Annotated in this window: 19 protein-coding genes and 2 pseudogenes; 14 read left to right on the top strand and 7 right to left on the bottom strand. The window is 58.9% G+C overall.

All coding sequences use genetic code 11. The annotated features are described in order from the left end of the window. Positions 1-2: 2 nt before the first annotated feature. Positions 3-2,189 carry a site-specific DNA-methyltransferase gene (locus tag CZ338_RS02720; RefSeq protein ID WP_087116734.1) on the bottom strand — a complete coding sequence of 729 codons (2,187 nt, stop codon included), beginning with the start codon at positions 2,187-2,189 and terminating at the stop codon, positions 3-5. Positions 2,190-2,380: 191 nt separating this feature from the next. Between CZ338_RS02720 and CZ338_RS02715 the strand changes: the two genes are divergently transcribed. The 6 genes from CZ338_RS02715 (at position 2,381) to CZ338_RS10790 (ending at position 6,170) form a co-directional block, all read left to right on the top strand. After that, complete coding sequence (locus CZ338_RS02715; RefSeq protein WP_087116733.1) at positions 2,381-3,607, top strand: ImmA/IrrE family metallo-endopeptidase; 1,227 nt, start codon at positions 2,381-2,383, stop codon at positions 3,605-3,607. 35 nt (positions 3,608-3,642) lie between these two features. Beyond that, a complete protein-coding gene (locus tag CZ338_RS02710) occupies positions 3,643-4,056 on the top strand; it encodes a hypothetical protein (RefSeq protein WP_143341240.1) in 414 nt (137 codons plus the stop codon). An 84-nt stretch (positions 4,057-4,140) separates the two neighbouring features. Beyond that, positions 4,141-4,416 carry a hypothetical protein gene (locus CZ338_RS02705; RefSeq protein ID WP_087116731.1) on the top strand — a complete coding sequence of 92 codons (276 nt, stop codon included), beginning with the start codon at positions 4,141-4,143 and terminating at the stop codon, positions 4,414-4,416. Positions 4,417-4,481: 65 nt separating this feature from the next. Beyond that, positions 4,482-5,057 carry a hypothetical protein gene (locus CZ338_RS02700; RefSeq protein ID WP_087116730.1) on the top strand — a complete coding sequence of 192 codons (576 nt, stop codon included), beginning with the start codon at positions 4,482-4,484 and terminating at the stop codon, positions 5,055-5,057. A gap of 169 nt (positions 5,058-5,226) precedes the next feature. Further along, positions 5,227-5,994, top strand: coding sequence for a LuxR C-terminal-related transcriptional regulator (locus tag CZ338_RS02695; RefSeq protein ID WP_087116729.1), 768 nt, complete (start codon positions 5,227-5,229; stop codon positions 5,992-5,994). Next, positions 5,991-6,170, top strand: a complete 180-nt coding sequence (locus CZ338_RS10790) for a hypothetical protein (RefSeq protein WP_143341239.1) — start codon at positions 5,991-5,993, stop codon at positions 6,168-6,170. Before CZ338_RS02695 ends, CZ338_RS10790 begins: the two co-directional genes overlap by 4 nt. 903 nt (positions 6,171-7,073) lie before the next feature. Here the strand turns inward: CZ338_RS10790 and CZ338_RS02680 are convergent. Beyond that, positions 7,074-7,166 (bottom strand): annotated as a pseudogene (locus CZ338_RS02680) (macro domain-containing protein); the annotation flags it as partial. 27 nt (positions 7,167-7,193) lie between these two features. Beyond that, the gene (locus tag CZ338_RS02675; RefSeq protein ID WP_087116811.1) at positions 7,194-7,838 is read right to left on the bottom strand and encodes a YdhK family protein; all 645 of its coding nucleotides are present in this window, start codon (positions 7,836-7,838) and stop codon (positions 7,194-7,196) included. Positions 7,839-7,989: 151 nt separating this feature from the next. Between CZ338_RS02675 and CZ338_RS02670 the strand changes: the two genes are divergently transcribed. Beyond that, the gene (locus tag CZ338_RS02670) at positions 7,990-9,327 is read left to right on the top strand and encodes an MFS transporter (RefSeq protein ID WP_162287292.1); all 1,338 of its coding nucleotides are present in this window, start codon (positions 7,990-7,992) and stop codon (positions 9,325-9,327) included. Positions 9,328-9,399: 72 nt separating this feature from the next. Here the strand turns inward: CZ338_RS02670 and CZ338_RS02665 are convergent, their stop codons facing one another. Continuing rightward, on the bottom strand, positions 9,400-10,602 hold the full coding sequence (locus tag CZ338_RS02665) for an amidohydrolase (RefSeq protein ID WP_204211819.1): 1,203 nt from the start codon (positions 10,600-10,602) through the stop codon (positions 9,400-9,402). 337 nt (positions 10,603-10,939) lie between these two features. On the opposite strand from CZ338_RS02665, the gene CZ338_RS02660 reads away from it, so the two are divergent. Further along, entirely contained in the window at positions 10,940-11,800 is an 861-nt protein-coding gene (locus CZ338_RS02660; protein WP_087116725.1) for a GDSL-type esterase/lipase family protein, read from the top strand. A 77-nt stretch (positions 11,801-11,877) separates the two neighbouring features. Here CZ338_RS02660 and CZ338_RS02655 read toward each other — a convergent pair whose 3' ends face one another. Together CZ338_RS02655 and CZ338_RS10785 are read right to left on the bottom strand one after the other, a co-directional pair. Further along, positions 11,878-13,440 (bottom strand): alanine/glycine:cation symporter family protein, encoded by a 1,563-nt coding sequence (locus tag CZ338_RS02655; RefSeq protein ID WP_087116724.1) that lies wholly within the window; start codon positions 13,438-13,440, stop codon positions 11,878-11,880. Positions 13,441-13,664: 224 nt separating this feature from the next. Then, positions 13,665-15,119 carry a hypothetical protein gene (locus CZ338_RS10785; protein ID WP_143341238.1) on the bottom strand — a complete coding sequence of 485 codons (1,455 nt, stop codon included), beginning with the start codon at positions 15,117-15,119 and terminating at the stop codon, positions 13,665-13,667. 411 nt (positions 15,120-15,530) lie between these two features. Between CZ338_RS10785 and CZ338_RS02645 the strand changes: the two genes are divergently transcribed. The 3 genes and pseudogenes from CZ338_RS02645 (at position 15,531) to CZ338_RS11320 (ending at position 18,339) form a co-directional block, all read left to right on the top strand. Beyond that, entirely contained in the window at positions 15,531-16,769 is a 1,239-nt protein-coding gene (locus tag CZ338_RS02645; RefSeq protein ID WP_204211789.1) for an IS256 family transposase, read from the top strand. Between the two features lie 94 nt (positions 16,770-16,863). Next, positions 16,864-17,340, top strand: a pseudogene (locus CZ338_RS11325) (deoxyribodipyrimidine photo-lyase); the annotation flags it as partial. A 237-nt stretch (positions 17,341-17,577) separates the two neighbouring features. Then, on the top strand, positions 17,578-18,339 hold the full coding sequence (locus CZ338_RS11320; protein WP_328588351.1) for an FAD-binding domain-containing protein: 762 nt from the start codon (positions 17,578-17,580) through the stop codon (positions 18,337-18,339). Between the two features lie 87 nt (positions 18,340-18,426). Here CZ338_RS11320 and CZ338_RS02635 read toward each other — a convergent pair whose 3' ends face one another. Next, a complete protein-coding gene (locus CZ338_RS02635; RefSeq protein WP_087116721.1) occupies positions 18,427-19,290 on the bottom strand; it encodes a cutinase family protein in 864 nt (287 codons plus the stop codon). 227 nt (positions 19,291-19,517) lie between these two features. Between CZ338_RS02635 and CZ338_RS02630 the strand changes: the two genes are divergently transcribed. The 3 genes from CZ338_RS02630 to CZ338_RS02620 all read left to right on the top strand — a co-directional run bounded on the left by CZ338_RS02630 (position 19,518) and on the right by CZ338_RS02620 (position 21,808). Next, the gene (locus tag CZ338_RS02630; RefSeq protein ID WP_087116720.1) at positions 19,518-19,877 is read left to right on the top strand and encodes a hypothetical protein; all 360 of its coding nucleotides are present in this window, start codon (positions 19,518-19,520) and stop codon (positions 19,875-19,877) included. Between the two features lie 81 nt (positions 19,878-19,958). Continuing rightward, positions 19,959-20,858: an ABC transporter substrate-binding protein gene (locus tag CZ338_RS02625; protein WP_087116809.1), complete on the top strand. Its 900-nt coding sequence runs from the start codon at positions 19,959-19,961 to the stop codon at positions 20,856-20,858. 2 nt (positions 20,859-20,860) lie between these two features. Next, the gene (locus CZ338_RS02620) at positions 20,861-21,808 is read left to right on the top strand and encodes an amino acid ABC transporter permease (RefSeq protein WP_087116719.1); all 948 of its coding nucleotides are present in this window, start codon (positions 20,861-20,863) and stop codon (positions 21,806-21,808) included. The last annotated feature ends 33 nt before the right edge of the window (positions 21,809-21,841 follow it).

Genomic DNA, 21,841 nt, shown 5'->3' with positions numbered 1-21,841 from the left:
GGCTAGATCGCTCCTCCAGACTGGGTGAACGCGAAGTTGGTCAAGTATGTCGAATAGAGCTGCACGAACTCCACGTCGAAGTCGGACAGTTTTGCAACCGCAGATTGGAACATCAGGTCGTCGTCGGCCACGACGTAGATAGTCGTGACGGTTCCCGCCTCGCGGACCGCTTCGGCAAACGCGTCGGTTGCGGCAATGTTCTTGATGACACCGTGGCTTTCGGCCACGTCCCAACCGCGGTCAGGAATGGACTCGATGACTCGCCCAAACTGTCCAGCACGCATCCACAGCAGCGGAGCGATCTGCTTGAATGCCAAGCCGTGACGCACCCGTGTCGGCGGCTCGTACGTGAGTGTAAAGAACCTGGCGTTGGCTTCGAAGCCGTCTGACATAGGGAACTCGTCGGTGAACTTGTAGTCGCCTTTGATCGGATCGCCGGCCGGGGTCTTGCCGGTGATGGCCGCCTCGATGCGCGGCTTGGTCACGTAGTCGCAGATTCCGAGGCGTTCCCATTCGGGGTCGCCGGGGCGAAAACCCTCCTTGGTGAGTTTCTTGGCCTCTTCGAAACTCACCTCGTTGTTGGTCACCGAGATGGAGCGGCGCTTGCCGCCGTCCTGTTTGTTCAGTCGCATGACGGCGTGTGCCGTGGTTCCCGAACCGGAGAAGAAGTCGAGGACCGTTGCGTTGGGTTTTTCTTGAAGGTAAAAACGCAAAGTATCTTCCACTGCATAGAGTGACTTCGGGTAAGTAAACCGCTTACCCCCCAGAACGTCTTTGACCAATCCGGTTCCGTATTCAGAGGAATTGTGAGAACGAGCAGACCATTGAGTTGGAGGAATGGATTGATTGTTCGAACCGTCTGCCCGATAAGCGACGAGAGAGCCATCGGGGGCAAAACCTTCAATCTCAAAAGCGTCGCTCAAAACCGCGGCGTAAGCTCCCTTTGGGAGGTAGTTAATCACAAAGCCGTATGAAGTAGGGCTTCCAACCCTGATCCTGCCCTGGCCCTTGCGTCTCATCATTTCAGGACCCTCACACTGCCAGTTCCCCTCTTCTCCGTTCGTCCGCAGAGGAAGTACGGCGACCAATCCTTCCATCTGGGGCGCTTCATGTTCGCCATCTGGAATTGGAGGCCCATAGGTCACGACTTCCTGCCGCTGGGGGTCCACGTAAATTGGATAAAAAAGGTTCTCGCGATCACTTCGAAGCGAGTTAGAGCCTCGCCTCATCATGGACGTCCAGTCGGGTCCTTTCCTCGTGTTTTTCCTAGACGTCCGCTTCTTCTTCGCGCAGTCGCAATCTTTCGGCCAGAGCTTTTCGAGGTCAACTGATGCCGCACCAGCACTCCCCATCCAGCAAAAGTAAACGTACTCGTCCACGCGCCTGAACGATTTCCCGCGGGCCACTCCTTTTCGGTTGATTAGACTGCTCACCATCTGAATCGTCGCCTCCGGGAACGTCTGCTCCAGCAGCATCCCCAACCGCAGATACTCCTTCTCGTCAATGGTGACAATGAGCACCGAATCCTCGGGGTTGAGCAGCTCCTTTGCGAGCTCCAGACGCTTCTCCATCATCGACAGCCACTTGGAGTGCTTGTACTGGTCGTCGCCGTCAACGTAGTCGTTGTTGTACTTCCAGTCCTTGTCCCTCGTGTTGTACGGCGGGTCGATGTATATGCAGTCCACCTTGTGACGGTGGGTGTACGTCAGCAAGTTCAAAGCGTGGAGGTTCTCGGCGTTAATGACTGTGTGAAACGGCGCCTGGGGGTCATCAGAGTTCACGACCTCACCGGTCTGGACAAGCCCGGGGTAGATCGTGTCATCGTGCTGGGCGACCACGACAAGATCGTCTACTGCAACTCCGTCTCGAACCTCCGGCTCGACACCCTCAGCGGGTTTCGTTTCGACAACCACCGCGGTGGCCCCTCCCTCGGCCGTGCGGTCAATCTTCGCCACTGTCCACAGCGTCGGGTCGGTGGGTGCTGCCGTGCCGCGGGGAGGGAGAATGTGAACCGTATCGCCCCGGCGCACCGGCCGGGTCGGAAGCTCGACAGCGTCAGGCAGGTGACGCTCAAAGACGAGGCCGAAGGAACGCTGATTCTGGGAGTGACGAATCTCCTTCTCCAGCTCGGCCGCGAACTTCGGGTCGAAGCCTTTTGCCTGCGCAAGCAGGTCAGTAAGTCGTGACATGGGGTGTCCTTCCTCGTTCTCAGTCAAGAGTAACGAACGGACAGACGAAACCATGCAAAAACCTCTTGCCCGACTCCGCACGGGCATGGTAGTGGCACATTAGGTAGAGGTGGCCATCTGTGCCTCTCTCGTTGGTTTCAGCTCAAACTATGATTGAGCTGGGCTGAAAACCGTGGTCTAAGGAGGCACGATTGGGTCAAATCTCGGCCGCCAGCGAATGTATTACTGTCACCGTAGACAGAGAGGGCGTTGACATTCCGAAGTCCGTCTTTCTCCATCTCTTCGAGCAGTCTTTCAAGAAGTATTCTGCCCCCTACAGGGACGCGATCGACAAGGGAAGAATCTCGCTGTCCGAACTGCAAAAACTCGCGCACAAAGCCGAGATTCCCTGGTGTCTCTTTTTCGCACCCGAGGACCTCGTTAATGAGCAAGTTCGCCATAAAGCTCAAGAGCTCAGAAAAGGCGTTCCCCGCCGAGACTCCATCAGTGTTGGGACGAGAGGGTCCGTCGACGTGAGCGAAGTTGACCTGATTGTCATGGACCTGATGCGCAAACAGGCGAAATTGCGCGAATATGGAGGCAAAGCGCCCGACAACAAGATTCTAGGACTGCTCCAAAAGCAGAGGGCTCTGAGTGCAGAAGAGCAGGCTCAACTGCTCGCGAGCAAGTTAGATTTCTCCTATCCCCAATTCCAGCAGTGCAAAGATGCAGGAACGGCACTCGACTACTTCATCAGCCGATTAGCAGCGCAAAACGTCTTAGTTTCTCAAGGCGTTGAGGATCAGTTCATGCCTCAAAGCACACGCGACATTGGGTGCAGTGGGGTGACTATTCGAGACAAGTGCTACCCCTACATTTACTTAACCAGGGGAAGACACGACGACCACCAAGAAGTTCCTCGGCGGAAAATCTTTACCTTAGCTCTACTCACTGTGCTCATTGCTCAAAAGCAATTTTCAGTTGTGGAATGGAATGACGGCAACCCCGAAAGTTTCGAAATCGAATCGGAAGGAGTATTGGCATACGACATCGCTGCCGCTTTTCTGATGCCTCGTGACCGCTTGAACCCAAGGAACCTCGAAACTCTAGAGGGAGTGAGGGAGGCCGCTAAGCATTTTCAGGTGACCCCGAGTGCTTTGGTGGTCCGATGTGCAAGGTCACGACTCATGCCGTGGAATCGTGCAACAGATTTCCTCGACCAACTGCGTCGAGAGTTTCAAAGCGCCCCTAAATCTGAAAACCGGGGCCGCCATAAGCCCGAGAACGCGATTGCGAAGTTTGCTAACCACGAGTTCGTGCGGCGCATGTTCGATGCCTTAGATGCCGGAAAATTGTCAGAGAGTGAATTTCGTCTGGTTGTGACCCACAACAAGTTGGTCAAACGTCAGCTTCTAGACCTCCGGAGAGCTGTAGAGTGATGTACCTGCAAACCCGATACATCATTGACACAAACGTGCTCAACAAGATCGACGTTCACGAACGCGCAAGTCAATTCTTCACGACCAGTTGCTTGCTCCCAGATGCCGTTCTCGATGAAGCCTCCGGTTTCCCCGACATCGAAGACCTTCGAAAACTGAGGTACCCGACCACAGTGGAGCTACTCAGGATATTGATGGAGGTGATGACAACAATCGACATCAAGGACAAGCGAGTAGTCAATCTCTGGAAGAACAAGGGTGCTGCCGATCCAGTCTTAACCGCAGTGGTACTTCATGCCCGCGAGCAGCAAAGGGATTGCTTGCTTAAGGATAAATGGGTGATCGTTACAGACGACGGGGGCGTTCGCTATCTCGCGAAGAAACACGACATCGAAGTCTTGTCGGGCGACCATTTTCGAGAGATTCTGCGTGAGCGAATTTCCAGTTAGCCTTCCTTTACCGCGCCCTAACTTGGCTGGTGCTCGACACCCCCGTTCTAGCGCCGAAGTGGTTCTCGACGACATGCTCAAAGCATGACCTCACACCACGACAACTCTTGGTCCAACGAAGCCGCACCCGACAGCTTTTACGCACTGACACCAGGCGGAACCGCTCCGTACCCCGCTACGGGGTCTCGGATCGAAGTCCGAGACGAGAACTTCAACCTCCTGTCCATCCACTGGTCGGCGGCCGCAGCACTCGGCGAGACCGGTGAGAGGTTGGCCCGCGGTGAGAAAGCTGCTGTGTACCTCGCGCGGTGGGACAGGATCGAAACCGACAACGACCCTCTGCTCAAAGAGGCGTCCTAGCCTCTATCGAACCTCGTACCCCTGTGGTTGTTTGCCACCCTGGGCTCTAGGCAGGCTTCTGGCGTATGAGCCACCACCACTTTGACGAATCAGACATCGAGTTCCTTTCCGTACCGGTTCCGAAACGCAGGCGCCCCGAGTCAGTGCTTCTCCATCTCGACCTGTTCCTCGACCGCGACGAACTGTCCCACATGAACGTGTTCCTCGGCCGCAACGCCGAGACCGTGCGCCTGCTCGGTCCCGACGGCGAGCACGTCGAGTTCGACGTGGCCGAAGCGAAAAAGTTCTTGACCGCGCTCGTGAAGAACTGCGACCGCGCCACCGGACTCGTAACTCTTGAGGCCGACGCAGACCCGCGGAACTTGTCGATGTGGGAGCGCTCTCGGCTCGTTGCTGAAACGCACCTGGAGAAAGACACCCTTGTTGCCGACACCGGCGTTTACGAGGACGTGCCGCGTGAGCTCATTGACCCTCGCTTCGGGAAGCAGACCTACGAGGTGTGGACAGAGTGTGGAACCGTGTTTCTCGGCCGCACGAACAAGCTCCCGCTCGCCCGGAAGATCGCGGAGAACTGCCGAAAAGAAGGCCTGCCGGCCGTGGTGTGCCAGACGCGACGGTGGTTTGTGCCGGCTGACAACTAGATGTCAGATTGGTGATCCTGCCCCGCCCAAGGACGAGCGCTCTACCCGAGAATTGATGCCCCGCACGCGACCAGGTTGACCCAGGGGGTGCTCGGCCGCGTCTCGAAACTGCCTAGCCAGAGGTGATACCCAGAAGCTAAACTCTCCTCCTAGAACATGAGGGAGGCTCGTGAGCGACTTAGACAGGTTTCGCAACGAAGGGCGGCGTAAGCGTAAGACCACCGTCGCGTGGACGGAGTCCACAAAGCCGAGCGGGGAATCAGATCGCCTTGCGGGTGACCGCGAGCTCTATGAAGTTCTGCGGGAACAAGGCTTCCAGGGCAGGGACTACGACGATTTTGAAATCGAGCTCATGGGGTACGGGTTCGCATGTATTAAGAAGTGGATTCTGACGAAAGAACTGCTTTCCAAATGCCGTGAGAAACTGAAATTCGTCCCCAAGGACGAGGATGTCCGTTTAGACCTCCTCACCCCAGATGAGGCGGAAGAAATTGCCCAAGACATCGTCGTGGAATCCGTCCTCGGGTTTCGGGAAGACGCGCTTGTTGGAGGAAAGTGGTCACCGACTGGCGGAGCAAGTTTGAAGACCTTCTTCGTCGGCAGGTGCTTGATTGAGGCGTGCAAGGTGCTGGAACAACGCGCCACAGAACTCAAGAGGACTGCACCCTACATACAAGAGGTTGAAGATGATGAATTGCTCAACCTGCCTTCCCGCGAAATGCCTTTGGAGACGCAGTTTGAACGCGACGACGAACTGCGCCTCGTTGCCAGGTTGCTTTCGGAGAGAGAGTGGGAGGTCGTGCGTCTGCATGCTGAGGGACTTTCTGCGAAGGACATTGCGGGCAGACTCGGAATGCTCCCTCGCAATGTGAACAAAACGTTGGAAAGGGTGCGAGGGAAAGCCAGAAAGCACAGGAACGAAGGAGGCGTGGCATGACGAACCGTTACAAGGAAGCATTGGGGCGCTCGTCATTTGGCACTCAAGAGGTACGCCAAATGCGGTCGAAAGTGTCGAATGAGCAGACCGCAGAAATGGCAAGAAAACTCGCTCAAAAACGTGCCACTACCAGCAAAAAGGGGAAATTCGTACGCTTACCCCCTAAGACTGAGTGACGGGGCCGAGTTGGCGCTCGACCCCGTTCCGACGAGAGATTAGTCTCGGTCACCACTTGGACGTGATACACCGAGTCTAACTGAGTTGACAGCGATTCACCCACGAAACGCGCTCACTCTCGTCAGACTCCATAGGAGGTTGTCGAGAATGGCTCGACGCAGTGTTAATCGGTCTGCAAAGACCGGCAAGTTCGTTTCCAACGCGGCTAGGGGCCGGTGGCCTAACAAGACCACTACCGAACGAGTCGGGAAGGGAACCAGCAACAATCGCACCGTAACCCGCTCTGCAACGACGGGTCGCTTCGTAACGAGGCGTTGGGGCGACGAGAACCCCGGCGGAACCATCCGCCAGCGGGTTTAGCCGAAGAAGTCGGCTCCTGACGGAGTCGGCTGGCTAGAAGACCCCATTCATGCTGACTGATTTCGGCGTGAATGGGGTCTTCCATTCTCGCCCCTTCGTATACCCGTGAGAAGGCTATAGACCAAGGTCACCTTCGAAGTTTGGAACTAGATCGTCGGGTCCGTGGAACTAGGGTTGGAATCGGGCAACATCAGCAGTGGTCAATGAGTTTTCCGAAACCCCCGCTCGGATACCAAATCGCGCCGCACTTAGACACTGCCGACTCTTCGCGCCAAGCTGTATTACGATATTGGCATGCCGGTTAAGTTCGATGAATCCCAACTCGAAGAATGGGTAGCCGAGGCGGAAGCAGGCTACGACGTTGAAGAGTTGAAGAGGCGCGGGAGCGGTCGACCCGGCAAGTGCGCGGAGGCTTCGCAGGGCCTTTCGAGGTTTGAGCCCACGAGTCAAGCTATAGCCCGTTCTATTGTGACCCCCGCGGCAGCCACGCAGTCCGATTAAGGAACCTTGGCCTAGGCCAGCGCTGAAGTGTGGCGCGCAGGGCCCGCATGGTGGATCGCGCCGTCGACCCCTCCTCCACCGAGGAGGGAGGAATTGGCAGCGTTGACGATGGCATCGACGCGCTCGCGGATGATCCGCGCACGGCAGTAAGTCTCATGGAGCTAGCTGGCCGGCTTCATCTCGCTCTCGACGACCCACTTGTGGTTTTTCATGGTCATGCCGTCGGCCTCGACATCGACCATGTACACCGTCTCATCGGTAGAGCTGTCGATGGTGGCATGAGCGCCCTTCATGCCGTTCATGTGCTCGGCGGTGACCACCTTCTCGGTGCCGTCGGCAAGCCGGTCCGTGCCGGCGTCCTCAAGTTCCTGCTGGACGACCCACTTGTGGTTGGTCACGCGCTCGCCGCCGTCGGTCGGATCGTAGGAGATGGCGTACGTGTACGTGTCGTCGAAGGCACCGACGACCGTCGCCTTCGCGCCCTTCATACCCGGCATGTGGTCTGCCTCGAGGATCACCTCAGTGCCGACCGGGTAGGTCGGGTTCGCCGCCTCGACCATGCCCTCCGGTGCTGGGCCGCCGTCGGCAGGGTGGTCGTGGCCGCCGTGCTCATCGTGACCGCCATGCTCGCCGTGGTCCTCGTGCGCGTCGGCGGCCGTCGTCTCGTGGACCACGGATTCCGTCGCCAACGTGCCCTCTGTGGACTCGCTACCAGCGCTATCGCCGCTTTCCGACGAGCAAGCCGCCGCCGTCAGCCCCAGAGCTGCTGTAGCGGCAATGAGGACGGACATACGGGTGCGGGACATCATGATCTGAACCACCTCTAGTTCTGTTTCGTTGTTCACGTTTACTGGAGGCCTGTTGCTCCAGCGCGTTGGGTCGGCCATGGTACACGCGAATGTGCCGGCCTTGGTCTGCTGCGGCGGTAATCTCATGCATAGAGAGAAGGGAGACGCGATGTCTACTGCTATGAGCACCAACGGGGACGCGGCCCCGGAAAGAGACGCATTCACGAGCGGGGAGATCGCCGCCAGCGAAAAAATGTCGGGTATCTACTTGCGGGTGGCCGTCGGCGCGCTGCTGGTGAATATCGCGATGGCGGTATCCTTCACCGCGATGAGCTTCTTCACCCCGGTGATTCTGGGGGCATTCCCTGAATTCACCAGCTCGTCGTTCTTGGTGTACTACACACTTCTGGGTGTCTCGTCGGCGCTGGCCATGCCGGTGGCGGGACAGCTCGTGGAGAAGGTGAAAGCACAGGGGCTGCTCATCATCGGGGGAATCATCGCCGCGGTGGGTCTGGTCATTTTCGGGCTTTCGTCGTCTCTGTGGATGTTCTACCTGGCCGGGATAGTGATCGGCGCCGGGGTGGGGTTGTCTGCTCAGTATGTGCCGATCGTGGTGGTCAACAGGTGGTTTTTCAAGAACAAGGGCACGATCATGGGGGTCGTGCTGGCCGGGTCGGGTGTCGGAGGCATGATTCTCGGCATCGGCCTGCCCTATTTGCTTGACGTTGCTGGTTGGCGCGTCTCCGCTTTCTTCCTCGCCGCCTTCCTGGCCGCGTTCACGATTCTGCCGGCACTGTTCCTCGTCCGTAACTCCCCGCTCGACCACAACATCCCCGGGTACGGTGAGCTGGCTGTGAGCACCGACGAGGCTGCCGACGCCTCCGGTGTGGAGCCGGGCCTCAGCCAGAAGGAAGCCTTTAAACTCCCCTGGTTCTACGTGCTCATCGTGTCCTACGTCCTCTTCGGCATGACGTACGCGATGACGCAGCATTTCGTGGCGTACCTGTCGGACACCCCGTGGGGGATCGACGTCTCCCCCGGAAAGATCTCCGCGGTGGTCATCACAGCGACGTTGTGCCTGATCGTGTTCAAGCCGCTGATTGGCTGGCTCATCGACAAGATGGGGTTGCTACCGGCCATGTGGCTCACTCTCGGGGTAGCCGGTATTGCGGTGTTCATCTCGGCATGGGTGACGTATTTCATTCCATACCTGCTGCTCATCGTCATCATGTCATTGGGCACATCCAACGGCACGGTCTCGCCCCCGCTGGTAGCTCAAGCCGCTTTCGGTCAACGAGATTTCGCCAAGATCTGGGGTGTGCTGGGAATGGCCTACCCCATCGGCTTGGCGGTGGGCACACCGTTGTGGGGTGCGTTCCCGGACAAACTGGGCACCTACGGCTGGGGCTTTGTCCTCGTCCCGTTCGTCACCGTCATCTTCATGCTCGGGTTCACGCTGTCGGTGAAGAACACCAGGAAGCTCTGGGCGAAGAACACGAAAAAGTAGACGCCCGGATAAGCTCACACAGCAAACGGCTCCGAGGGAAACTCGGGGCCGTTTCGTCGATAAGCGTACGTGCTATTCGGACATGACTGTGGCTGCGGCGAGGATGACGGCCATGGAGCCGCGGTCCAACGTGGGTTGGAGCTGCGGCAGGAAGCCCTTGAAGTGGTTCGGCGGGCCGTCGTGGCCGTCCTCGAACCCGGACCAGCCGATGAACACGTAGGGCACGTCCCAGGCATTCGGGATGACCGGGAAGTCCTCGGATCCGGACAGGCCTGCACCGGAACCGACGAGCTCCTCGCCGAAGTAGTCGGTGAACGTCTGCTGGACACGTTCGGTCAGCTCCGGGTCATTGTAGATGACCGGGACGGAATCGAGGTACTCGAACTCCGGCGGCTCCGGGCAGTTGCCGGCCTCGCACTCGGCGGTAATGACGCGCTTCATGATGTCCTGGATCTGCTCGGAGATCTCGTCGGTGGAGGCGCGGGTGTTGATGCCCAACTCCACGAGATCGCAGATAGAGTTCGACGACGTTCCTCCGTGGATCGAGCCCACCGAGATAATCCCGATCTCCAGTGGGTCCACCTCGCGCGCGACAGCGGCCTGCAGGCGGGTGACAATCGAACCGGCAGTGGGCACCGGGTCGATCGCGCGGTGCGGAAGCGACCCGTGGCCGGACTTGCCGTGAATGCGGACCTTCCAGTTCGACGCCGCAGTGGTCATGCGGCCAGGAGTGAAGAAGAAGCCGAGCGGCGGATCCTCGGCAAGGACGTGCTGACCGAAGACGTAATCGGGTTTGGGCAGGCGATCCACAAGACCGTCCTCGACCATGCGGCGCGCACCGCCGCCGGCTTCCTCGCCCGGTTGGAAGAGCGCGATGAAGGTGCCCGACCATGCGTCTTTATTGCGCACAAGCGCATTGACGGCACCGAGCTGCGCCGTCGTGTGCATGTCGTGGCCGCACGCATGCATCAGCCCTTCCTCAGTCGGCATGGCGTAGTCAGCGCCCGTTTCTTCCGCGATGGGCAATGCGTCGTGGTCAGAGCGGAACAGGACGGTCGGCCCCTCACCGTTCTCGATGACCGCGACCTTTCCTGTCTCCGCGAATGTCTGGACCTCGAGCCCCATGCGCTTGAGCTCTTCCTCGATGCGCGCAGCTGTCTCGTGCTCCTGCATGGACAGCTCCGCGTGGCGGTGGAACCACTTGTACAGTTCCTCGCGCTCGGCTCGGGTCTCTTCGAGAGTGGCGATCAGTTTCTCGATGTTCTGGTTGACCACAGTTTTACCTCCATCTTCGCGGTGGTTACTACTCACATTCTAGGTCTCAGTGACGGACTAGCGGGCAGACCGCGCCCCCTCCTTCCACCCCGCACGGGATACCGTGCCCTGACCCGCGAAACGCAACAGAGACCCGCCCGTGCTGTTTTGCGCCACGCTCAGCGTCCTCTACGGTGTCCGGCGGACGCCAGCAAGCCCCATTTACGCTAAACTTCATTCACCGAAGCAACATGTGTCACTCTTTTCACATCAGCCCCACGGCTGTAACGAAACTGAGTGACACAGACATCAACTAAAAAAGACGACCCGAAGCACGAGAAGAAAAGAAGAACGCACCATGACGCTCCGTCGCGCTATCGCCGCCTTTGCCGCGCTCGCCGCCCTACTCATTCCGTCGGTGGTTGCCACACCCCAAGCGGCCGCAGCCCCGAACGGCAACATCGTCGCATTCGGCGATTCATTTGTGGCCAACCCGGACCAGATCAGGAACTTCACCAGATCGAGCTCGATCGACTCGGTCCGCCAGCACGCATGGGATTACCCCACCAAGGGCGGTTGCCTCCAGGCCCCCAACAACTGGCCCCGGATCCTGGCCAAGCAGACGGGACGGCCCGTCACGGACTGGTCCTGCTCCGGCGGCAACTCCGAAACACTGCTCGGCCGCATCGACTGGTCGATCCGGTCCGGCGACCTTCACCGTGGAACGTCGACAGTGCTGATTTCCACGGGAATCAACGACTTCGCTCCCCTGAACGCACTTCAGGGGCGCCCAACCGACTTCCGCATCATCCACAACATGTACGTGAATAACCTGCGAACCGCCGCGAACAAGATCCGTCGCGTCGCCCCCAACGCGCGCATCATCATGCCGGGAATGCTGTCCATCACAGAACCGGTGGGCCTGCAGCGACTTTGCGGCGTCAACGTCATCCCGAACATGCCGGGAGGAATTCCGCTTGGCCACCTTCAGGCCATGGAGCTCGCTGCCCGCGATGCCCAGCGTCACGCGGCTGGCGTGATCGGCGCGACCTTCATCGATATCAAGCACGAGTCCCGCAACAACCACACGTGCGCGCCCGACCAGCACCGTTGGGTCGCCGGCATCATCGACACCACGACACCGGACTACAACATGGCCTTCCACCCGTCCTACGCAGGATCGCGGTATGTGGCCACGCGTGTGCAGCAAACACTCTAGACAGAGCTCGCTTATCGACGAAAAAATGAGCGCCGGCCCCTCGGAAAGAAGGGCCGGCGCTTTGTTGTTATGGACTTTTAACGTGATCGATGAACGGAGCTACCGGTGCCGTCGATTAGCGTCGGGGCCTCCCACGTGCCTCGTTCAATCATCGCAGCTTTACGCTCAACCCAGAAGTCGGCGTTACGGATCCCCAATGCTTCCGGATCGAACTGCGGGTCACGGCCAGCCTTCTTCTGGCTGCGGTAATCCCACAAACACTTGAGTGCAGGCACTTGGAGCACCAGGATGGCAAGGATATTCAGCCAGGCGGTGGTGCCCACACCAATGTCACCGAGCGCCCATGCGGTACCTGGCGTCGTGGTTGCACCTACCCACACGGACACCAGAATCAAGATGCGGAGGAACCAGATCACGACTGCGCGGATCTTCTCGTTTTTGATCCATCTATTCAAATAGGTGAAGTTGACTTCAGCCATGTAGTAGTACGCCACGATCGTGGTGAATGCGAAGAACAGAACCGCGAGGGCGACAAAGCTGGCTCCGAGTCCGGGGGTGTACAGGTCCAGCGCGGACTGCACGAAACCGGGGCCAACAGCGACAGTGTCATCAATAGCGCCGGTGTAGCGCACCGGCCCGTCTTCACTTCCGTTCTCGTACACACGGAACATATCGGTGGAGATGATGATGAACGCCGTCGCGGAGCAGACCAGCAGAGTATCCACGTACACCGCGAATGCCTGCACGAAACCTTGCTTTGCCGGGTGGGAGACTTCCGCCGCGGCCGCGGACTGCGGGCCGGTTCCCTGCCCTGCTTCATTGGAGTAGATGCCTCGCTTCACACCCCACATAATCGCGGTGCCGAGGAGACCAGAGAACGCGGCCTCTTTGTCGAATGCCGAACGGAAGATCAATCCGAAAACTTCGGGGATCTGGGGTGCGTTGACAAGGAGAATCAGGAGGGCCACAAGAATGTAGATGACCGCCATGAACGGGACGACCATTGAAGCGAACCAAGCGATGCGCTTCACTCCACCAATGACGATCACGCCCAGCAAGGCGACCATGACCGCGGCCGTCACCCACGTGGGAATCGTCCAGGCGTTCTCCACCGCCATGGCGACTCCATTCGCTTGCACGCCAGGCAAGAAATACGACGTGGCTAGGATCATCGAAACAGCAAACACAACAGCGTACACCAGGGCAAACGGACGAGCCTTCGTGTGGCTGTAAGCCTTCTCGATGTAGTAGGCCGGACCACCGCGATACTCACCCGTATCCTGGTCCTTCTCCTTATAGATCTGAGCCAGGCAGCACTCTACGTAGGACGTAGCCGAGCCCAGGAACGCAACGATCCACATCCAGAACACCGCACCCGGCCCGCCGAAGGCGATGGCGGTCGCCACACCGGCGATATTGCCTACACCAACTCGGCCGGCCAGGGAGATCATCAGCGACTGGAAGGACGAAATCCCAGCCTCGGAGTCCTCCCCTGCTTTAAGCTGCCGGATCATGTCCGGGAAGCAGCGCACTTGGAGAAAGAGCGTCACCAGCGTGAAGTACACGCCCGCACCTAGGCATAAGTACACGAGCCAATTCGACCAAATTGCATCATTGAGACTGTTAATGATGTCTTCCACATGTACCTCCCAGGTCTTTCGGAAAATTTTCTATGAATTTAGTCGATCGGAATTCCCCATGATTGGTTTTCGCGCATTTTTTGTGCACCTGTACAGTCCCGAAAATGCAAATAACCCAGGACGAATCCTGGGTTATTTGCCTTGTGCCCTCATATCGCCGGGCAGCGGTTTCAGCTCTTCAACGCCCCGTAATGGGGTTCCGAGCCTTGCAGTAATTAGTCAGCCTATGCCGCCGGCGCCGGCTTAGGCTCACGAGCGGGAGCTGCGGAGGTAGGCGTAGACGTTGCGGCGGCCGACGCACTAGCAGCAGCCTTTTCTTCCTTGGACGGAACACACTGTGTGATGGAGGCGATCAAACCAGCAACCGCACCAGCACCTGCGAATCCGCCGACTCCGGCTGCCAGCTGCTCAGGCGAGATGTTCAGGCCCGGGCCCATCGATGCGGCGGCGACCTTCATAGCATCCTGGATGCCTTCGAAGCCCGGAATGCGGAGAATGTTCGACAGGAGTACCGGAATGAGGATAGCTGCCGGCACACCGAAGCCCACGAGGCTAGCGATGCACTTCGGGTCCTTCAGCTTGTTCTTCGCTGCGCTGTCTCCACCATTGCCAGAGTCGTTCTTGGCCTTGCTCGAGCTGCCCAGTGCACCCGGAGCGACGCCCATGACAGCGCTCGGGGCAATAGCGCCCGGGGCTGCACCGACGACCCCACCTTCTTGAATAACACCGTTCCCACTAATGGCGCCGTCTTGAATGACACCATTTCCAGAGATCGCGCCCGGGTGAATGACACCGTTACCGGTGACGTTGATGCTTGCGTTGTCTGCGTTGACGGTAACTCTAATTAAGCCGTCGAAAAGACCTGCTGGAAGGCTGCTTCCCCCTCCGCCACCAGCGCCGCCTGCACCGGTTGCTCCTCCGATCAGTTTCGCCAAGAAATCTCCCAGGAGTCGCGCCCAAGTCGGCAGATTCTGCGGCGCTGGCTTAGTCGCGCGGATCTGAATCGTTCGATCAACCTGATCTCCGGCAGGGAGGGTTATCCTTACAGGGATATCCACGTCAGCGTCGTTACCCTCGTAATTCCTAGGTGCGGTGATGCGCGCCACTCCCTGATCGTTGGTCACGGTCCATCCACCTGATGTGACTGAGATTTTCGCATCGGCTGGCAACTTAATTGTTTCCGCTCGTACTGGCCCTTCAGTGAAGTCCAGTGAAGGACGACCTGGGTCCTCGAAGCCCGAAAGCACAGTGTCCCACGACTGGCTATTTACCACCGTCAGCTTCAGGGTGGTATTGGCTCTAGAGCCACCTGCGGGTTGGAAGAAAATAGAAATATCCTTCTCCCCAGCCTCTAATGGCTTTTCCTTCTCCCTGACAACGTAAAGCTGACCATTGATGTTTTCGAAGGTGTAGTCAGGGTTGATCGTGGGAGTCAATGCAGTACGGGGACTCACAGTGTCACCGGGGGCAAGTTGCAAACCCTCGACAAGTACCTTCTTTTTCCCGAAGGCATTCTCTGTGGTGTAGCGAGGGTTGAAATCATTTACTGTCGCTGCGGCGGCGCTTGGAAGGCTATAACTCGGGTTCTCCGATAGCGCTGGACTGAGCGGTGCGACAAGCGCGAGTGACATGACACCAGCCGCGATGACGGTGCGGCGGGAACGAATCTTGGAAGCCATGAGTTTCCTTCTTGGAGAAGCGGCCTCTCGCCTGACGGTGACTGGCGTTTGGTCGCGAGTGAATATTGAGATGGCACCACAATGGGCTGACATGATTAGAACAGATTCGTAACGGTTTAGCTACACGAAAGTGATCGTTTTCCCAATATTTTTTTAGAATGACCATGGATCTGGACTTTCCGTGTGATTGAGGCGTGGTTTGCCTCGCTCGTGGCCCGCCTTCTGAAGAGGATTCCTACACTGGACCGAATGAATCAGCCCCCGCTAACGGACTCGGATCACACCTCTACCGGGTTGCGTCCCTTAGTGTGGTGTAACGCTTGCTGATGGTGGGCCCTTGAAAATAGTGGGGCGGCCACCGTCAGTAACCTTTCGACTCAACTACCACATCTCACCGAAAGGCACATGACGATGACCGCTGCTCCGCATTCTATCGACCCGACAACCTATCTGGACGATCTGCTCGCCCAAGCGTCGCCAGATCTAATGCGGCAGATGCTGCAAGGGTTTATCAACCAGATCCTCTCCGCCCAGGCCGACACCGTCTGCGGCGCCGAGTACGGTGTTGCTTCCACCGAGCGGGTCAACCACCGCAACGGGTACCGCCACCGCGATCTGGACACCCGCGTCGGCACGATCGATGTGGCAGTGCCGAAGCTACGCCACGGCGCTTTCTTCCCAGACTGGCTGCTCGAGCGACGCTCACGGGCCGAACGGGCCTTATCGACCGTGATCGCGACGTGCTATCTCAAAGGGGTCTCCACCCGCAGAATGAACGATCTGGTGGCAACACTTGGCATTTCCAACATGTCGAAATCGCAAGTCTCACGGATGTCGGAAGAACTCGACGAGATGGTCGCCGATTTCAAAAACCGTCCACTCGATCCCGGTGGGTACGCCTACCTGTCGTGCGATGCGCTGACGATCAAGGTGCGTGAAGGCGGCCGGGTGGTCAAATGCTGCGTGCTGTTGGCCACCGGGGTCAACGCCGACGGCTACCGCGAAATGCTCGGCATGCACGTCGCCACCGCGGAATCCAACGCATCGTGGAAAGGCTTCTTCCAAGACTTAAAAGCCCGCGGACTTCGCGGTGTCTTCCTGATCACCAGTGACGCTCACGAAGGCATCCAGCACGCCATTGCTGAGGTGCTGCCTGATGCGTCGTGGCAGCGGTGCCGCACCCATTTCGCTAAGAACCTCTACGAGCAGGTCCCGAAAACACAGTGGCCGATGGTCTCAGCGATGTTCCAGACGATCTTCCAGCAACCTGACGCGGCATCCACCTGGGGGCAAGCCCATGAGGTCGTTGATCTGTTGGAACCGAAGTTCCCCCAGGTAGCAACGTACTTAGAGGAATCACTCGATGAGGTGTTGGCGTTTACCGCCGCCCCGAAACCAGTTTGGACGAAGGTGTGGTCGAACAATCCCACAGAACGGTTAAACCGGGAGATCCGCCGGCGCACCGATGTTGTGGGTATCTTCCCGAATCGTGAATCCATCATCCGGCTTGTTGGTGCGGTACTTGCAGAGCAACACGACGATTGGATCCAGCAGAAACGCTACATGTCACTATCCGCACTCGAACAGACCAAACACCTCATGCACCGCACAGGAGACGATCATGGTGAGCAGCACCAGCTAACCGCCTAACCAAACCCCGAACTTCATACCGAGCCGAAAGCACGAACGGCTACACCACTACACGGGACTTGACCCCTCTACCGCCTTCACTGAGCCAGTTAGTTTGGTTCGGTTCACAGACGATCTGCGCCTAGAAGACAATGCCGCTCTTACTTGGGCAGTCCAACGTGGACCAGTTGTTGCGTTGTTCGTCGTGGAGGAACTGTCTACCGCCCGGCCTCTCGGTGCAGCTGCATCGTGGTGGCAAAGGCGGAGCATTGCGTCGCTACAGCAGCGGCTAACCGAGCATGGCGTGCCGCTCATCCTCGCAGCGGGAGACCCGGTGGAGATCGTTATCGACGTTGCACGGCGCTTAAGCGAGTCGCTAGGCCTAGCCGGGGTGACCTGGCATCGCCGCTATCATAAGCCATTCCGTGAGGCAGATGCGTGTATCAAGACCGCTCTGCAGCGGTATGGCATCGGCGTCAAGTCGCACCCAGGATACTTACTTACCGAGCCGTGGACGGTACAAACTGGCAGCGGAACGCCATTCAAGGTGTTCACACCCTATTCAAAGACTGCACAGGAACAACTTCACCTATCCCCTCCGGAAGTCTTCCCCGTACCGAAGTTGCGGGGAATCTACCTGCCCGATGATGTCTTCGCAGACGCAGAGTACGTGCTCGACGTCGAAGCATTCATGGGTGCGCCTGAGCCTTCCTGGGCCACAGATACGCTGACCAAGCACTGTACCCCGGGCGAACCCCACGCTCACGAGCGATTCTCGTGCTTCTTGGATAGCTTGTTGTCCGGGCAAAGCTACAAAGAATTGAACGATGTGCCTTCACGCGCAGCTACCTCGGGGCTCTCACCACATCTGCGGTTCGGAGAAATCAGCCCCGCATACCTATGGCGAGAAACAGCACGATTCGCTGATGCCCACCCAGCAGCAGCTGCGGATGCCTGGGCGTTCCTCCGCCAGCTGCTCTGGCGCGACTTCGCGTGGCACCGGCTTTACTACCTGCCGGAGATGGCGGAGAAGAATGTACGTAGCCAGTTCAACGAGTTTCCGTGGGCGTGGAGCTCGAAGGCGGACCCGGGGGCGTCGAAAAGCGCGTTCGCGCATATGGACATGGAACCAGATGAGGACGCGCGGCAGCATCTCGACGAACTTGCTGCATGGCAGAAGGGTGAGACGGGAATCCCGCTCGTGGATGCCGGCATGCGCGAGCTCTGGGCCACCGGCACCATGCACAACCGAGTACGCATGGTCGTGGGCAGCTGGCTGACCAAGAATCTGGGCATCCACTGGCGACACGGCGAGGAATGGTTCTGGGATACCCTCGTCGATGCCGATTATGCGTCCAACCCGTTCAACTGGCAGTGGGTGGCCGGCTGCGGCGACGATGCCGCCCCGTACTTCCGCATTTTCAACCCATTGCTCCAAGTGGAGAAATTCGACCCCGACGGGCTGTACGTGAATCGGTGGGTCCCCGAACGCCACACGCCGCTATACCCGGAACCGATGGTTGATGTGAAAGAATCACGGAAGACCGCGCTGGCCGCATATAACGATATCCGTAATGTTGCGAAGGGCTAGAGCTACCCCGGCATCCCAGGTGAGAACGTGCTCAGCCGCTTGAGCGAAGGCCTTTTTCGGAAGTCCTGTAGAAGGCGCGGGTGTAGGTTACGGCTGGCGAATGGGTGCCGTGCGCGAGATGATCCAGCGCGACCCCTCGGCCAAATCCGGGCCACCGTACTTGACGTGATTGGCCATGCTGAAAATCAGCGGAAGCGTCGTGGGCGAGCGCTTCGCAATGATGGCTAGGAATTCGGTCACCGGAATCTGCCCGCGGAACATGGCGACGCGGAGGAATGGCTCGACGTGCACGCGCCATTCCATCGGGAAGGCACAAATCGGATCGTCCTTCCGGCAGATGTCCAGAACACGCGGACCGAGCTCACCGTAACCGCCATCGAGCCGCTCGAGCGCGCCCTGGTCGACGTGACTTGCGCCCCCGGCGAAGGAGCCGCCGTTGTCAGCGAGGTGCGGGTTGGAGACGAACACCGCCGAGTTCACCCGGTTAGCCGGGATCGGCCCACGGCCGTGGCCAATCGAGTTGACTAGCTGCGCTCCGATGTCAGCACCCTCAGAGTATCCGGTGATGCTGAACGTGGCGTTTGGGCACATGGCGGCCAGCCGGCGGATGGTGTTCGATGCCACCCGGTAACCGTCGCGCGCGGAGTCGTTGTAGCTCAGCAGAGTGAACGGGGTGGACTTGTACGAAATCCACACAGGCTGAATACGGCCGCGGGAACCGTGGTAGGCACCCTTTGCTACCTCAGTTTCCTTGCCGCCGATCGGTAGCTTCTCCGGTAGGAACGACACGGTGTTTCCGCCGCCCGGAATAGCGATCAAGAACTCCTCGGAGCACCTGGTCACGTTCGGGGACTCAATCAGGGAACTCAGATCCTGCGCCTGGGCAGGTGCGGTGCTCGCGGACACAATGCCAATGGTGGCTGCGACCGCTGCAACAATCTTCTTCCACATTGAGGATGGCTCCTTAAGTTTAGGGGCGGAACGGCTTAATAAATGAAACCGTACATTTTCCTGTACAAACCCCGATCATCCTAAGCCATTTGCGGCGCAGCGCCTACTCGAATGCGGTCGCTCCCCCAAAGTGATGAGAATGGAAGCTCAGGCTGAAGGAACCGGCTCCGCTCAAACACCGGCCGTAGAAGTTCCGTGACAGGGCGATCAACTGTAGACTCACCGGCATGCGCAAAAAGATTGCTTCCTCCGTGCTGGCTGCGTCGCTCGCGTTCGCCGCAGTTCCGGCTGTGTCCCCCGCCGCTGCTACTGTTCAGGCCGCCGAGGCGGAAGCCGGTGCCACTACGGACTTCGGTCGCGGCATCGAGAACGCTTTCAACCCCGACGTAGCGTCTTCAATGCAAGAGGATTCCTTCAAGGGCTTCATGGAGATGCTGTTCAGGCCGTACAAACTGATGTTCTCCGGCAATACTGAGCTAAGCTCCCAGGGCTTCACCCAGGTGCTGATCAACTGGGCCATTATCACTGCCAGCGTGACCATCGTCGGTCAGGCCGTTCAGATGATCATGTCCAACCTGCCCCGTTAGGGACTGCCTTAACCCCTCGGCCGCGCTGCTTCGCGCGGCCGTTTTCTATTAATCAGGGCGGAGCATAGTATGCTTTCCGCTATGTTCACCCGTGCCAAGAGGGCTCTTGCCTGTGTCGGTCTGCTTCCCGCGGCCATGCTCGCAGGCTGCGTCACGAATACCGAGGGCGGCCACCCCGACGGCTGGGAGGAGATCTCCCCCGCCGCTGTGCCGGAGATCGCCGCCATGGTGCCGGAAGATATTCAGGCATCCGGAAAACTCTCTATCGGCGCCAATCCGCCGTTCGCCCCCTTCGAATTCAAGGACTCCCAGGGCAACATCATCGGGATGGAAATGGACTTGGGCCGTGCGGTAGCTAGCGTCATGGGCTTGGATTTTGATGCCCAAGAGCAAGACTTCGCCATGATTTTGCCCGCTGTCCAAGCAGGCACATTGGATGCCGGCATATCCGGTTTCACCGATACCGAGGAGCGGCGGGAGAACTTCGACTTTGTCAACTACCTCTACGCGGGCATCCAGTGGGCCTCCCAGCCAGGATCGGGCGTTGACCCGTCAAACCCCTGCGGCTTGACGGTAGCGGTCCAGCGCACCACGGTGTCCGAAACTGACGACGTGCGCCCGAAAGCCGAGAAATGCGAGGCGGAAGGCAACCCGATCACCATCCTGTCGTACGACACTTCCGATAACGCGGCTCTAGCCGCGCTTGTCGGTCGCGCGGATGCACTCAGTGCCGACTCCCCCGTCACCGCGTGGGCTGTGAACCGCGCTGACGGGCAACTCGAGCTCGTGGGCGAGATGTTCGACGCGGCGCCGTACGGCTTCGCTGTACCGAAAGGATCGCCGCTCGGCCCCGCTATGGCGGCGGCGATGCAGCATCTGATTGACACGGGCGAATACGAACGCATCCTCTCCCAGTGGGGAGTGGAGACAGGCTTGCTGGAGCAGGCGCAGATCAATGAACAGCCTGTAGGAGGGCAGTGAACATGAGCACCACAGCAGCATCAGCGGCGAAGAATGATTCTTCGCGGAAACCTGAGCGGATTGAAGCGAAGCCGCTGCGTCATCCCGGCCGCTGGATCGCCGCCGCCGTTCTACTCATTCTCTTCGCCCTTTTCGTGCTCGATGCGGCGCGGCGCGAAGCATACGGGTGGGACACCTACTGGGCCTACCTTTTTGACACCCGCATCCTCACCGCCGCCGGCCACACACTGGCTATCACGGTGCTGTCCATGATCATCGGTGTCGTGCTGGGCGTTGTCCTCGCCGTCATGCGCATGTCGCCCAACCCAGTGTTCAAGTCCATCGCGTGGCTCTACCTGTGGGTGTTCCGCGGTACCCCGATCTATGTCCAGCTCGTTTTCTGGGGTCTGCTCGGAGCGATCTACCAATCCGTCAACCTCGGTTTCACGGAGGTGTCGCTCGAGGCGCTGACGTCCTCCGCGTTCGCGCTCGCCGTCATCGGCTTGGGGCTGAACGAGGCCGGATATATGGCTGAAATCGTCCGTTCCGGCGTTAACTCGGTACCGGAGGGACAGATTGAGGCATCCAAGGCGCTCGGTATGAGCTGGGGCATGACCATGCGCCGCACGGTCCTCCCCCAGGCGATGCGCATCATCATTCCGCCGACGGGCAACGAATTCATCTCGCTGCTCAAGACCTCGTCGCTCGTGGTCGCAGTCCCCTACTCGCTCGAACTCTACGGCCGCTCCCAGGACATCGCCGCAGCGCTGTTCGAACCGGTGCCGATGCTGCTTGTCGCTGCAACGTGGTACCTGGTCATCACCTCGATCCTTATGGTCGGCCAGTTCTACCTCGAGCGCTACTTCGACCGCGGTGTCACACGCGAACTGACCGCACGCCAGCTGGCGGCGCTCACCGACGCCGAAGGAAAGGCCCCCAACAATGTCACTGTCGTGGAAAGGAACCGTTAACCGTGACTAGCTCTGTGTCTCCCTCTTCCACAC

The organism is Corynebacterium urinipleomorphum, from assembly GCF_900155535.1.
GTDB lineage: Bacteria > Actinomycetota > Actinomycetes > Mycobacteriales > Mycobacteriaceae > Corynebacterium > Corynebacterium urinipleomorphum.
This window is presented reverse-complemented; position numbering and strand designations above follow the sequence as displayed.

Bases quoted from the DNA above. Each gene is read 5' to 3' on its own strand.
- CZ338_RS10790 (WP_143341239.1), top strand. From the start codon at position 5,991: ATGACGAACCGTTACAAGGAAGCATTGGGGCGCTCGTCATTTGGCACT.
- CZ338_RS02720 (WP_087116734.1), bottom strand. From the start codon at position 2,189: ATGTCACGACTTACTGACCTGCTTGCGCAGGCAAAAGGCTTCGACCCG.
- CZ338_RS02630 (WP_087116720.1), top strand. From the start codon at position 19,518: ATGCGCAAAAAGATTGCTTCCTCCGTGCTGGCTGCGTCGCTCGCGTTC.
- CZ338_RS02620 (WP_087116719.1), top strand. From the start codon at position 20,861: ATGAGCACCACAGCAGCATCAGCGGCGAAGAATGATTCTTCGCGGAAA.
- CZ338_RS02705 (WP_087116731.1), top strand. From the start codon at position 4,141: ATGACCTCACACCACGACAACTCTTGGTCCAACGAAGCCGCACCCGAC.
- CZ338_RS02675 (WP_087116811.1), bottom strand. From the start codon at position 7,838: ATGTCCCGCACCCGTATGTCCGTCCTCATTGCCGCTACAGCAGCTCTG.
- CZ338_RS02645 (WP_204211789.1), top strand. From the start codon at position 15,531: ATGACCGCTGCTCCGCATTCTATCGACCCGACAACCTATCTGGACGAT.
- CZ338_RS10785 (WP_143341238.1), bottom strand. From the start codon at position 15,119: ATGGCTTCCAAGATTCGTTCCCGCCGCACCGTCATCGCGGCTGGTGTC.
- CZ338_RS02670 (WP_162287292.1), top strand. From the start codon at position 7,990: ATGTCTACTGCTATGAGCACCAACGGGGACGCGGCCCCGGAAAGAGAC.
- CZ338_RS02660 (WP_087116725.1), top strand. From the start codon at position 10,940: ATGACGCTCCGTCGCGCTATCGCCGCCTTTGCCGCGCTCGCCGCCCTA.
- CZ338_RS02635 (WP_087116721.1), bottom strand. From the start codon at position 19,290: ATGTGGAAGAAGATTGTTGCAGCGGTCGCAGCCACCATTGGCATTGTG.
- CZ338_RS02625 (WP_087116809.1), top strand. From the start codon at position 19,959: ATGTTCACCCGTGCCAAGAGGGCTCTTGCCTGTGTCGGTCTGCTTCCC.
- CZ338_RS02700 (WP_087116730.1), top strand. From the start codon at position 4,482: ATGAGCCACCACCACTTTGACGAATCAGACATCGAGTTCCTTTCCGTA.